The sequence below is a fragment of the Streptomyces sp. NPDC047079 genome (assembly GCF_040643755.1).
GTDB lineage: Bacteria > Actinomycetota > Actinomycetes > Streptomycetales > Streptomycetaceae > Streptomyces.
Map to the genome: position 1 here is coordinate 72,146 of NZ_JBEYUZ010000016.1, position 12,431 is coordinate 84,576.

The following is a 12,431-nucleotide window of genomic DNA, read 5'->3' on the forward strand; positions in this document are numbered from 1 at the left end:
TCGGGTGGATCTTACGGCACGCGGAGCGGTCCCGGCCGCCGGGGCCGGGGCGGACCGTGCCGCTGAGGAACCCTCAACTCGCGACGGGGGACGTCAGCTTGGCCACACGGTCGGCGTCACCGGTGCGCGGGCAGGTGACGCACGTGTCCTCGGGGCGCAGGGTGTAGAAGAGGCAGCAGCTCGCACGGTCCCGGGTGGGCAGCGGCTCGCCGTGCGGACCGGCCAGTTCACGGAACGCGGCCGAGCCGGCGTACGGCTTCGTGGCACCCGGCAGCAGCAGTTCCAGTTCGCGCATCGCGCGCCGCTCCTCGCCGAGCACCCCGGCGACGTACCAGAGGCCTTCGACGACCTCGTCCGTCACCATGCCCCACAGGGCCCGTCCGCGGCGCCGCATGCGCGGCCCGAAACCCGCGAGCACCGGCTCCAGGTGCTCGGCCACGGCCGCCCGCACCTCGGCCCGCAGTGCCTCCTCGTCCGCCACTGCCCGGGCCCCGGGCAGCGTGGCCGCAGGATCGCCCGGCAGACATGCGAACGCGCCGGTCCGCACCGCCATGCGGCCGAGACCGCGGTGGAAGGAGACGTGCTCCACCGGAAGCCGGGGCACCCGGCGCAGCAGGAACCACGGGGCGGTGATCAGCAGACAGGCCGGCCATGCGTACCGGTGGAGCCCGAAGCTCGCCACCACGTCCGGCCGGGCGCGTCGCCCGTAGTCGCGGAGCACCTGCCCCTCGTCCCAGGCCAGGAACGCGTCGAGGGCGGCCCCGCCCTCCGCGAGGCGGGCGGCCGGAAACCAGTCGCCGCCCTCGGGAGCCGCCTCGCCCGGGCCCAGTTCCCTGACGGTCAGGGCCGGGTACGCCTCACCGAGCCGGGTGTACGCATCCGTGAGCGCGGACGGGGGCGGGACGGGGAGGGGCATAGGGACCGCCGTTTCACGAGCCTTCGTAGGTAAGCCTTACCTTATCGAAGGTGAACGGTGGGGGAACCGGAGCGTAAGGTGCCTAAGGTGCTTTACGAGCGGTAACAACCCATGGGGACCGCATACTGCCCCCAGCACCGCCAGGACCGTAGGAGGAGCCCGTGGAGCAGGCCCGTTCGCGCCGGGCGGAGGGCTCCGCCGAGACGAGGGCCGCCGACGCCCGGACCGAGGCCGCCGGAGTGCCGCCGCGCCCGGCGCCCGGGCGTGAGGTCCGTGAGCGGGGCGCCACCGCCGGCTCCACCCGCGGCGAGCACACCCACAGTGAGCCGCCCATCCCACGCCCGCGCGTGGAGGAGCTGCCTTACGGCGGTGACGGGCCGGGGCCCTGTGACGGGGAGCGGCCCGTCCGGGGGGAGCGGCCCGCGGCGAGGCAGGCACACCGTGGCGGGGTGCCGTCCGGTGGCGGCGGACCCGCCGTCGTACAGCGGTCCTCCGTCCGCGGCCAGATCCTGGACGCTCTGCGCACCGCGCTGGTCGCGGGGGAGCTGACGCCTGGCGAGGTCTACTCCGCACCCGCCCTCGCCCAGCGGTTCGGAGTGTCCGCGACCCCCGTACGCGAGGCGATGCAGCAACTGGCGCTCGAGGGCGCCGTCGAGGTCGTGCCCAACCGCGGTTTCCGTGTCGCCGTCCGAGGCGCCCGCGAACTGGCCGAACTCGCCGAGATCCGCGCGCTGATCGAGGTCCCGGTGGTGCTGCGGCTCGCCCGCACGGTGCCCGCCGGCCGCTGGGCGGAACTGCGTCCGCTGGCCGAGGCGACCGTCCGGGCCGCCTCGTCCGGGTGCCGGGCCACGTACGCCGAGTCCGACCGCGCCTTCCATCGCGCGCTGCTCGCCCTGGCGGGCAACGAGCAACTGGTGCGGATCGCGGAGGATCTGCACCGCCGCGCCCAGTGGCCGCTCGTCGGCGGCCCCGTCACGCATGGCCACGCCGACCTGCTCGCCGACGCCGCCGAGCACACGGCCCTGCTCGATGCCCTGGCCGCCCAGGACTTCCCGGTGGTGCAGTCACTGGTGCGGGAGCACTTCGCCGGGGCGGCCTGAGGCAGACGTACGCCCGGAAGACCCGTCCCCGCCATGGGGCGGACGCCACCGGTCCCCGTCGTGACGCGGAACCCACCGTTCCCCGTCGTGACGCGGCCCCCACCGCCCCCCGCCGTGAGGCGGACGCCGTGGAGGGAACTGCTCCGGGCTGCGCCGCGTGCTGCCCGGTGAGGGACGACGACCGTCCCACGGGGGTGAGTGACGACGATGTCCGATACGGGGCGGCAGGCGCGGTGGCAGTGGCGGAGGCGACTCGGCGGCAGGAGCGCCGGCGTCTCCCGGGACCGGGCCCGCGGGGTCCGTCCGAAGCGGTGGGTGACGGCCGTGGACGGCCCGGGCGGACCGCTGGCGTTCGCCGCGCTCGTCGTCGTAGCCGTCCTTCTCGGCCACGACCCCGCATTCCGCACCGCCGTATGGGCGTTCGTCAGGGGCCTGTGAGCGCAGGGCCGCCCGCCGTGGCCGTCGGCGCTCCGGAGAAGCCGTCGCCACCCGCACAGCGCACCGCAGCGGGGCCGGGGGACGACTGTGCGGAGAGCGGTCCGGCGGACGACCGCCACCCGGACGAACGGGCCCCGGCCCACGGCGGCAGCCCGCCCCCGGGCTCGGTGTGCGGACCCACCGGCGGTGGGCCCGCCCGGGTGCTACGAGGCGGCAGGTCCCGCCGCCGGTGTCACCGGAGCCAACTGCCGTGCCAGCCACGTCGGTACGCCGCCCAGCAGGCGGAACAGCCGGCCCGCCTCCGCCCGCAGCCGGGAGGCGTCCGGCTCCGCCTCCGCATCCGCGAGCGACGCCAGCGCCGGGGCCGTACCGACGAGGTAACCCAGTTCCTCGCGGATCCGCAGCGATTCCGCGAAGCCGTGCCGCGCCTCCGCCACCTCGCCGTCGCGCAGGGCGAGTCCGGCGAGGTGCCGCCAGGTGAAGGAGAGCAGCAGCGCGTCGCCGTGCGCTGAGGCGCCCGCGTGCGCGCGCCGGTAGGCGGCACGGGCCGCCTGAGGGGAGCGGGCGAGGTTCTCGGCGAGGAGCCCGCGCCGGAAGTCCAGCAGGGCCCGGCCCGGGGCGCCCGGCGGGATCAGCGCGGCGGCCCGGCCGAGAGCGGCCCGCGCCTCGTCGGCCCGGTCCCGTACGCCGTGCAGCGTAGCCGCGTACGCCAGTTGGCCTCGTTCACAGGCGGCGGCGCCCCGCTCCTCGTCGCTGTGGGCCTGTGCCTCGGCCGTACGCAGCGCGTCCTCGGCCTCCTCCCAGCCCTGCTCCGTGTACAGGCACCGCTCGACGAGCAGCGATGCCCGCTGGAGCGAGGCCTCGGCCGTTTCCGGTGGCAGAAGGGCTGCCGCGTCGCCCCAGCAGGCGCGTGAGCGAAGCCTCCATACCGCGGTCTGGAGGGGATCGTCGCCTGCGGTCGTTCCGGTACCGGACATGGCGGTATGCGCCACGTTGCCCTCCCCGAGCACGCCATTGAGCTGTTGAGTGGTGGCGGCATTCCAACACCAATCGCGGTACCGGGCCAAGGGGCTGGGTGAAGGATTTCACAAAGTCGTGGGACACCGGGGGCCGGTGGTGCCACCGGCGCCCCAGTGCCGTGACCTCAGCTCATGCGCAGTGCGAGGAAGAAGTCGAGCTTGTCCTCCAGGCGCGAAAGGTCACGACTCGTCAACTGCTCGATACGCCCTACCCGGTACCGCAGCGTGTTGACGTGCAGATGCAGCCGGGTCGCGCAGCGGGTCCAGGAGCCGTCGCACTCCAGGAACGCCTCCAGGGTCGGAATCAGCTCGGCGCGGTGCCGGCGGTCGTAGTCGCGCAGGGGGTCGAGGAGACGGGCCGTGAAGGCGCGCCGGACGTCGTCCGGGACGAACGGCAGCAGCAGCACATGCGAGGCCAGTTCGTGGTGGCCGGCCGCGCAGACCCGGCCCGTGCGGGCGGCGGCGACCCGGCGGGCGTGCCGCGCCTCCTCCAGAGCGCCGCGCAGCCCCTCGGCCGAGTGCACTGCGGCGCTGACACCCAGCGTGAGCCGCCCGTCGTCGTCGAGCCCCGCGGACAGCGGGTCCCGTACGGCCTCCAGGAGGGTGTCGGCGAGCAGGCCCGGCTCGGGCCCGTCGTGCTCCGTGGTCACGGCGGGAAGCGGTACGAGCGCGATCGCCTCGTCACCCGTGTGAGCCACCGCGATCCGGTCGGAGTGCTCGGAGCCGGCCGACGGGAGATACTCCCTGCCCGAAGAGATCGAGGGGGAGTCGGCCAGGATCTCCTCCAACAGCGACTGGGCGACCGGCCCGCCCTCGATCTCCCCGCCGTCCCACTCGACCCGGGCCACCACCACCTGCCAGAGCGGCGCCGCGCCCAGTCCGGGCAGCAGCACGGGCGCGGCGACCCGCAGCCGGGCCGCGATCTCGGCGGGCGCGGCCCCCGTCTGCACCAGCTCCAGGACCTCCTGGGCGAGCCGCCGCCGCACGCTGCGGGCCGCGTCCCGCCGGTCCCGCTCCACCGCGATCAGCTGGGTGACGCCATGGAGCAGATCGAGCCGCTCCGCGGGCCAGTCCCCGGCGTCCGCCTCGACGGCGAGCACCCAGTCGGACAGCACCGTCTCGCGCACGTCCCGAGCGGCGCCCCCCGAGCCGCCCGCGCTGCCCCGGACCGGGAACAGCGAGTACGTCGTCGTGCCGGCCGTCACCCGGTGCGGTCCCCGGCGCCCGGTGCGCGCCGCCGCCAGATGCCCGGCGGCCAGCTCCGCGGACACGTCCGCGGTGAGCTCCGGGGCCGGTCCCGCGATCGGCCGGCCGGTGGGGGAGAGCACCCAGGCACGCAGGTCCAGATCGGAGCCCAGCAGGTCCAGGACGACGTCCGGGCCGCCGCCCGCCGGACCCGAGGTCATCATCCGCCGGTGCCGGTCCACCACGGCCGCCAGGTCCCCGGCCCGCTCGCCCGAGACCTGACGCACCACATGCTCGGTGATCGTGGCGAACGCCACGGACTCGTGCACGGCGAACAGCGGCAGCCGGTGCCGGGCACAGGCCACCATCAGATCGTCCGGGATGTCGCCCAGCTCCGCCTCGCCCACCGCGAGCGCCGCGACGCCCGCGCCCGCGAGAATACGCACGAAGGGTTCGCAGTCCGCGGCGTCGTGCCGCCACGCCAGGCCCGTGAGGACCAGTTCACCCCCGGAGAGATAGCGGCTCGGGTCCTTGAGGTCCGTCGTCATCACACCGCGCACGGTGCGGTCCAGCTCGTCCTCGCCGCCGAGCAGCCGCAGCCCCAGCGCGTCGGTGTTCATCAGTGCGCGCAGCCGCATGTTCTCGTCGCCGCCGTTCTTGTCCAGAAATCCACGTTCGGTCAGGGTGAGGGCCCGGCGGGCGGGTCCTCGGGCTCCGCGTGGAGGTTCCCCCTCCGTCCGGAGTACGCGCCCACGGCGTCCGGAGGGGTTTCCCGGCCTCCGAGGGCAGGTCCAGGGCGTTGTCCTGGGCTCAGGGGTCCTCACGGAAGCCGCGCTCGCGATTTCCCCCGGGCGGGCGCCGTGTTTCCAGAGGAAAGCGGAGAGGTTACTGAGGACCTCCGTTCATATGAATCTACAAGATGGTCGGCTTGGCCAGCCAACTCCTTCATGGTTTCGGTGACTGACCGCCGCGACGAGCAGGGCGGTGTACTGAGCCCACCCCCCGTGAACAGGACATGAACGAGCCGGGCCCGCCGCACCCGATCTGGCTCGATCCCCACGCACCACGAGACGAAGAAGAGAGCCGTTCATGGACTTCCTTCGCCCCGCAACCTGGGAGGAGGCGCTCGCCGCAAAGGCGGAGCACCCCACCGCCGTGCCGATTGCGGGTGGCACCGATGTCATGGTCGAGATCAACTTCGACCACCGCCGCCCCGAGTACCTGATGGACCTGAACCGCATCGGCGAACTCCACGAGTGGGAGGCGGACGGCGACAGCGTGCGGCTCGGCGCGTCGGTCCCGTACTCGAGGATCATGGAGCAGCTGCGGACCGAGCTGCCGGGCCTGGCCCTCGCCTCCCACACCGTCGCCTCCCCGCAGATCCGCAACCGCGGCGGGGTCGGCGGCAACCTCGGCACCGCCTCCCCGGCCGGCGACGCCCACCCCGCCCTCCTCGCGGCCGGCGCCGAGGTCGAGGTCGCGTCGGTGCGCGGCTCCCGGCTGATCCCGATCGACGACTTCTACACCGGCGTGAAGCGCAACGCGCTCGCCCCGGACGAGCTGATCAGGGCCGTCCGCGTGAAGAAGGCCGACGGGCCGCAGCAGTACGCGAAGGTCGGCACCCGCAACGCGATGGTGATCGCGGTGTGCGCCTTCGGTCTCGCCCTGCACCCCGAGACCCGCACGGTCCGCACCGGCATCGGCTCCGCCGCCCCGACCCCCGTCCGGGCCCGGGCCGCCGAGGAGTTCCTGAACGCCGCACTCGAGGAGGGCGGCCTCTGGGACAACGGCAAGGTCGTCACCCCCTCGGTCGCCCGGCAGTTCGCGGAGCTGTGCTCGGCCGCCTGCAACCCGATCGACGACGTCCGGGGCACCGCGAACTACCGCCGCCACGCGGTCGGCGTCCTGGCCCGCCGCACCCTGACCTGGACCTGGGAGTCGTACCGCGGCGTCCCCCGCACCTCGAAGGGAGCCGCGTGATGCGCGTCAGTTTCACGGTGAACGGACGTCCGCAGGAAGCCGACGACGTGTGGGAGGGCGAGAGCCTGCTGTACGTCCTGCGCGAGCGCCTCGGCCTGCCGGGCTCCAAGAACGCCTGCGAGCAGGGGGAGTGCGGGTCCTGCACGGTCCGTCTGGACGGCGTGCCGGTGTGTTCCTGCCTGGTCGCCGCGGGGCAGGTCGAGGGCCGCGAGGTCGTCACCGTCGAGGGCCTCGCGGAGTACGCCAAGGAGCGCGCCTGCGGCCCCGGCGGCACCGATGTCCACGGCACCTCCCTCGACGAGGCCAGGCGCTGGGGGGCCAAGGGCACCGGCTCGGGGACCGGCGAGGGCGTCGAGCTGTCCCCGATCCAGCAGGCGTTCATCGACGCGGGCGCCGTCCAGTGCGGCTTCTGCACCCCGGGCCTGCTGGTCGCCGCCGACGAGATGCTGGAGCACAATCCCAACCCCACCGACGCGGACATCCGCGAGGCGCTCTCCGGCAACCTCTGCCGCTGCACCGGCTACGAGAAGATCATGGACGCGGTCCGCCTGGCGGCCGCCCGGCAGTCCGAGGGGGTCTGAGGATGCCGAACGGCGCTCCCACCAAGATCACACAAGGCTCGGGGACCAAGGGCGGCATCGGCGAGTCCACGCTCCGCCCCGACGGCACCCTGAAGGTCACCGGCGAGTTCGCGTACTCGTCCGACATGTGGCACGAGGACATGCTCTGGGGCCAGATCCTGCGCTCCACGGTCGCGCACGCCGAGATCGTCTCCATCGACACGAGCGAGGCCCTCGCCACGCCCGGCGTGTACGCGGTCATGACGTACGACGACCTGCCGACCGAGGTGAGGCACTACGGCCTGGAGATCCAGGACACCCCGGTCCTCGCCCACGGCAAGGTGCGTCACCACGGCGAGCCCGTCGCGATCGTCGCGGCCGACCACCCGGAGACCGCGCGCCGCGCCGCCGCCAGGATCAGGGTCGAGTACCGCGAACTGCCCGTCATCACCGACGAGGCCTCCGCGACCGCTCCGGACGCGATCCTGATCCACGAGAACCGCACCGATGACCATTCCCGCCACGTCCCGCACCCCAACATCGTCCACCGCCAGCCGATCGTCCGCGGCGATGTGGAGGAGGCACGACGGCGGGCCGATGTGATCGTCGAGGGCGAGTACCACTTCGGCATGCAGGACCAGGCGTTCCTCGGGCCCGAGTCCGGTCTCGCCGTGCCCGCGGAGGACGGCGGCGTCGACCTCTACATCGCCACCCAGTGGCTGCACGCCGATCTGCGCCAGATAGCGCCCGTGCTGGGCCTGCCCGAGGACAAGGTCCGGATGACCCTGGCCGGCGTCGGCGGCGCCTTCGGCGGCCGTGAGGACCTGTCGATGCAGATCCACGCCTGTCTGCTCGCGCTGTGTACCGGCAAGCCCGTCAAGATCGTCTACAACCGGTTCGAGTCCTTCTTCGGGCACGTCCACCGCCACCCGGCGAAGCTGTACTACGAGCACGGGGCCACGAGGGACGGCAAGCTGACGCACGTCAGGTGCCGCATCGTCCTCGACGGCGGCGCGTACGCGTCCTCCTCCCCGGCCGTCGTCGGCAACGCGTCCTCGCTCGGGGTGGGCCCGTACATGGTCGACGACGTCGACATCGAGGCCCTCGCGCTCTACACCAACAACCCGCCCTGCGGCGCCATGCGCGGCTTCGGCGCGGTCCAGGCGTGCTTCGCCTACGAGGCCCAGATGGACAAGGTGGCGCGGCGGCTCGGCATGGACCCGGTGGAGTTCCGCCGGCTCAACGCCATGTCCCAGGGCGCGGTCATGCCTACCGGGCAGGTCGTCGACTCACCGGCGCCGGTCGCCGAGCTGCTGCGCCGCGTCAAGGCGAGGCCCATGCCGCCGGAGCGCCAGTGGGAGAGCTCCGAGGGCCCGGACGTACGGCAGCTGCCGGGCGGACTGTCCAACACCACGCACGGCGAGGGCGTCGTCCGCGGCGTCGGCTACGCCGTCGGCATCAAGAACGTCGGCTTCTCCGAGGGCTTCGACGACTACTCCACCGCCAAGGTCCGTATGGAGGCCGTCGCGGGCGAGCCCGTGGCCACCGTGCACACGGCCATGGCGGAGGTCGGCCAGGGCGGCGTCACCGTCCACGCGCAGATCGCCCGCACCGAGCTGGGCGTCAGCCGGGTGACGATCCATCCGGCGGACACACAGGTCGGATCGGCGGGTTCGACGTCCGCCTCCCGCCAGACCTATGTCACGGGGGGCGCCGTCAGGCACGCCTGCGAGCTGGTGCGCGAGAGGGTCCTGGAGATGGGGCGCCGCAGGTTCGGCGCGTACCACCCCGCCTGGGCCACCGCCGAACTGCTCCTGGAGGGCGGCAAGGTCGTCACCGACGGCGGCGAGGTGCTCGCCGACCTGGTGGACGTCCTCGGCGACGAGGCCGTCGAGATCGAGGAGGAGTGGCGGCACCGGCCGACCGAGCCCTTCGACCTGCGTACCGGCCAGGGCAACGGGCACGTCCAGTACTCCTTCGCCGCGCACCGCGCCGTGGTGGAGGTCGACACCGAGCTGGGCCTGGTCAAGGTCATCGAACTGGCCTGCGCCCAGGACGTCGGCAAGGCGCTCAACCCGCTGTCCGTCGTCGGCCAGATCCAGGGCGGTACGACCCAGGGCCTGGGCATCGCGGTCATGGAGGAGATCGTCGTCGACCCCGGGACCGCGAAGGTGAAGAACCCGTCCTTCACCGACTATCTGATCCCCACCATCCTCGACACGCCGACCATCCCCGTCGACGTGCTCGAACTCGCCGACGACCACGCGCCGTACGGGCTGCGCGGCATCGGCGAGGCACCCACCCTGTCCTCGACTCCGGCGGTCCTCGCGGCGATCCGCAACGCGACGGGCCTGGAGCTGAACAGGACTCCTGTGCGGCCCGAACACCTCACCGGCACCGCATAGCCCCCTCGCACCGCCGCCGGGCGACAGCCGTGCCCACGGCCGCCCCGGCGCCGGCGCAGGCGCAGTACCACCCTTCGTCTCGGGCCGTCCCCCGGGTCGTGCATTCCCAAATCCCGTGCGATCGCAGAAGGCGACATGCGCGGGTGCCCCTGTGAACCTTGGGAGATGGCACCATGACCCAGCAGTCCCTGGAGCCCAGGGCCACCGCCGAGGACGCGGGCGCGGGAACCCGCGTCCCGGCCGGCAGGTCCTGGCTCGACCGGTACTTCCACATATCCCGGCGCGGATCCACCGTCGCGCGCGAAGTGCGCGGCGGCGTCACCACCTTCATGGCGATGGCGTACATCCTGCTGCTCAACCCACTGATCCTGTCCGGCCGGGACGCGGCGGGGGACACGCTGGGCCGGCAGGCCCTGATCACCGCGACCGCGTTCGCGGCGGCCCTGACCACGCTGCTGATGGGCTTCGTCGGCAAGGCGCCGCTCGCCCTGGCCGCCGGCCTCTCCGTCTCCGGCGTCCTGTCCTCCCAGGTCGCCCCGCAGATGACATGGCCGCAGGCCATGGGCATGTGCGTGCTGTACGGCGTCATCATCATGCTGCTGGTCGTCACCGGCCTACGCGAGATGATCATGAATGCCATCCCGCTGGCCCTCAAGCACGGCATCACCATGGGCATCGGCCTGTTCATCGCCCTCATCGGCCTCTACAAGTCCGGATTCGTGCACCAGGGCAAGGCCACCCCGCTCAGCCTGGGCCCGGCCGGACAGCTCACCGGATGGCCCGTCCTCCTCTTCGCCGGCACCCTGCTGCTGATCTTCATGCTCCAGGCCCGCAACGTGCCCGGCGCCATCCTCATCGGCATCGTCAGCGGCACGGTCGTCGCCGCGCTCCTCAACGCCGCCGGGGTCATCGAGCCGGGCGCCTGGGCGGGCGGAGCCCCCGTGCTGCACGGCGGTGCGGTCTCGATGCCGGACTTCTCGCTCTTCGGGCACGTCGCCTTCGGCGGCTGGGACGAGGTCGGCGCGATGACCGTCGGCGTGATCGTCTTCACGCTCGTCCTCGCCGGCTTCTTCGACGCGATGGCCACCATCATCGGCGTGGGCACCGAGGCCGGGCTCGCCGACGACAAGGGCCGGATGCCGGGCCTGTCCAAGGCCCTGTTCATCGACGGCGCGGGCGGCGCGATCGGCGGTGTGGCGGGCGGCTCCGGCCAGACCGTGTTCATCGAGTCCTGCACCGGGGTCGGCGAGGGCGCCCGCACGGGCCTCGCCTCGGCCGTCACCGGGCTGTTCTTCGCGGCCTGCCTGTTCCTCACCCCGCTGACGGCGATCGTCCCGCAGGAGGTGGCATCGGCCGCACTGGTGGTCATCGGTGCGATGATGCTTATGAACGCCCGACATGTGGACTGGAGCGACCGCGCCACCGCGATCCCGGTCTTCCTGACCGTCGTCCTCATGCCGTTCACGTACACCATCACCACCGGCGTCGCCGCGGGCGTCGTCGCCTACGTCGCCATCAAGACAGCACAGGGCAAGGCCCGCGAGATCGGCGCCTTCATGTGGGGTCTGACCGTGATCTTCCTGGTCTACTTCGCCCTCCACCCGATCGAGCACTGGCTGGGCGTCCACTAGCGACCCTTCTCCGTCCTCCCCTCACACCGCCAAGGAGACCGACAGATGCTGGACATCGCCGAAGACCTGCACCGGTGGTCCGAGCAGGGACGCGACTTCGCCGTCGCCACCGTGGTGGCGGTCGGCGGCAGCGCCCCCCGCCAGCCGGGCGCCGCCCTCGCGGTGGACGCCGAGGGCACGGCGATCGGCTCGGTCTCCGGCGGCTGTGTGGAGGGCGCGGTCTACGAGCTGTGCCGGCAGGCGCTCGAGGACGGCGGAACCGTCCTCGAGCGCTTCGGGTACAGCGACCAGGACGCCTTCGCCGTGGGCCTGACCTGCGGCGGCGTCATCGATATCCTCGTCACCCCGGTCCGGGCGGCCGATCCGGGCCGCCCGGTCCTCGCCTCGGCGCTGGCCGCCGCCTCCGGCTCGGCCGCGGCCCTCGCGCGGATCGTGACGGGCCCGGCGGAGCTGCTCGGCCGGGCACTGCTCGTCCGCCCCGACGGGGCGTGGGAGGGCGGCTTCGGTGCCCACCCGGAACTGGACCGGACGGTGGCGGCAGAGGCGGGCGCCTTCCTCGACGCGGGCCGCACCGGCACCCTCGAGATCGGAGAGCAGGGCTCACGCTGCGGAGCACCGCTCACGGTCCTGGTCGAGTCGTCCGTCCCGCCGCCCCGCATGATCGTGTTCGGGGCGATCGACTTCGCCTCCGCGCTGGTCCGCATCGGCAAGTTCCTCGGCTACCACGTCACGGTCTGCGACGCCCGCCCGGTCTTCACCACCCGCACCCGCTTCCCGGAGGCCGACGAGATCGTCGTGGAGTGGCCGCACCAGTACCTGGAGCGCACCCGGATCGACGCGCGCACCGTCCTGTGCGTGCTGACCCACGACGCCAAGTTCGACGTACCCCTGCTCAAGCTGGCACTGCGCCTGCCGGTCGCGTACGTCGGCGCGATGGGCTCCCGCCGCACCCACCTGGACCGCAACGAACGCCTGCGCGCTGTCGGCGTCACCGAGATGGAACTGGCCCGTCTGAGGTCACCCATAGGCCTCGACCTCGGCGCCCGCAGCCCCGAGGAGACCGCCCTGTCCATCGCCTCGGAGATCGTGGCGGCCCGCCGCGGCGGCAGCGGCGCCTGCCTCACCGGCGCCCACACCCCGATCCACCACGACGCACCCCGGGCTACGGTGCGGCGGATCGGGTCGGTGGCCTGAGCG

At 73.1% G+C, this 12,431-nt stretch carries 10 protein-coding genes; 7 read left to right on the top strand and 3 right to left on the bottom strand.

What is annotated here, in order from left to right:
• Positions 1-73 precede the first annotated feature (73 nt).
• Complete coding sequence (locus ABZ823_RS21175; RefSeq protein ID WP_361662391.1) at positions 74-916, bottom strand: (2Fe-2S)-binding protein; 843 nt, start codon at positions 914-916, stop codon at positions 74-76.
• Between the two features lie 239 nt (positions 917-1,155).
• Here ABZ823_RS21175 and ABZ823_RS21180 point away from each other — a divergent pair, with 239 nt between their 5' ends.
• Together ABZ823_RS21180 and ABZ823_RS21185 are read left to right on the top strand one after the other, a co-directional pair.
• Positions 1,156-2,016 carry a GntR family transcriptional regulator gene (locus ABZ823_RS21180; RefSeq protein ID WP_361662606.1) on the top strand — a complete coding sequence of 287 codons (861 nt, stop codon included), beginning with the start codon at positions 1,156-1,158 and terminating at the stop codon, positions 2,014-2,016.
• A gap of 207 nt (positions 2,017-2,223) precedes the next feature.
• Positions 2,224-2,454 carry a hypothetical protein gene (locus ABZ823_RS21185; protein WP_361662394.1) on the top strand — a complete coding sequence of 77 codons (231 nt, stop codon included), beginning with the start codon at positions 2,224-2,226 and terminating at the stop codon, positions 2,452-2,454.
• A 203-nt stretch (positions 2,455-2,657) separates the two neighbouring features.
• Here ABZ823_RS21185 and ABZ823_RS21190 read toward each other — a convergent pair whose 3' ends face one another.
• Entirely contained in the window at positions 2,658-3,446 is a 789-nt protein-coding gene (locus ABZ823_RS21190) for a hypothetical protein (RefSeq protein ID WP_361662396.1), read from the bottom strand.
• Between the two features lie 152 nt (positions 3,447-3,598).
• On the bottom strand, positions 3,599-5,296 hold the full coding sequence (locus ABZ823_RS21195; RefSeq protein WP_361662399.1) for a PucR family transcriptional regulator ligand-binding domain-containing protein: 1,698 nt from the start codon (positions 5,294-5,296) through the stop codon (positions 3,599-3,601).
• Between the two features lie 451 nt (positions 5,297-5,747).
• Between ABZ823_RS21195 and ABZ823_RS21200 the strand changes: the two genes are divergently transcribed.
• The 5 genes from ABZ823_RS21200 (at position 5,748) to ABZ823_RS21220 (ending at position 12,428) form a co-directional block, all read left to right on the top strand.
• Positions 5,748-6,638: a xanthine dehydrogenase family protein subunit M gene (locus tag ABZ823_RS21200; protein ID WP_361662402.1), complete on the top strand. Its 891-nt coding sequence runs from the start codon at positions 5,748-5,750 to the stop codon at positions 6,636-6,638.
• Complete coding sequence (locus tag ABZ823_RS21205; RefSeq protein WP_361662405.1) at positions 6,638-7,219, top strand: (2Fe-2S)-binding protein; 582 nt, start codon at positions 6,638-6,640, stop codon at positions 7,217-7,219. Before ABZ823_RS21200 ends, ABZ823_RS21205 begins: the two co-directional genes overlap by 1 nt.
• Before the next feature lie 2 nt (positions 7,220-7,221).
• The gene (locus ABZ823_RS21210; protein ID WP_361662408.1) at positions 7,222-9,603 is read left to right on the top strand and encodes a molybdopterin cofactor-binding domain-containing protein; all 2,382 of its coding nucleotides are present in this window, start codon (positions 7,222-7,224) and stop codon (positions 9,601-9,603) included.
• A gap of 173 nt (positions 9,604-9,776) precedes the next feature.
• Positions 9,777-11,234, top strand: a complete 1,458-nt coding sequence (locus ABZ823_RS21215) for an NCS2 family permease (RefSeq protein ID WP_361662411.1) — start codon at positions 9,777-9,779, stop codon at positions 11,232-11,234.
• A gap of 45 nt (positions 11,235-11,279) precedes the next feature.
• Positions 11,280-12,428, top strand: coding sequence for an XdhC/CoxI family protein (locus tag ABZ823_RS21220; RefSeq protein WP_361662414.1), 1,149 nt, complete (start codon positions 11,280-11,282; stop codon positions 12,426-12,428).
• The last annotated feature ends 3 nt before the right edge of the window (positions 12,429-12,431 follow it).

Bases quoted from the DNA above. Each gene is read 5' to 3' on its own strand.
- ABZ823_RS21175 (WP_361662391.1), bottom strand. From the start codon at position 916: ATGCCCCTCCCCGTCCCGCCCCCGTCCGCGCTCACGGATGCGTACACC.
- ABZ823_RS21185 (WP_361662394.1), top strand. From the start codon at position 2,224: ATGTCCGATACGGGGCGGCAGGCGCGGTGGCAGTGGCGGAGGCGACTC.
- ABZ823_RS21195 (WP_361662399.1), bottom strand. From the start codon at position 5,296: ATGCGGCTGCGCGCACTGATGAACACCGACGCGCTGGGGCTGCGGCTG.
- ABZ823_RS21200 (WP_361662402.1), top strand. From the start codon at position 5,748: ATGGACTTCCTTCGCCCCGCAACCTGGGAGGAGGCGCTCGCCGCAAAG.
- ABZ823_RS21205 (WP_361662405.1), top strand. From the start codon at position 6,638: ATGCGCGTCAGTTTCACGGTGAACGGACGTCCGCAGGAAGCCGACGAC.
- ABZ823_RS21210 (WP_361662408.1), top strand. From the start codon at position 7,222: ATGCCGAACGGCGCTCCCACCAAGATCACACAAGGCTCGGGGACCAAG.
- ABZ823_RS21215 (WP_361662411.1), top strand. From the start codon at position 9,777: ATGACCCAGCAGTCCCTGGAGCCCAGGGCCACCGCCGAGGACGCGGGC.
- ABZ823_RS21220 (WP_361662414.1), top strand. From the start codon at position 11,280: ATGCTGGACATCGCCGAAGACCTGCACCGGTGGTCCGAGCAGGGACGC.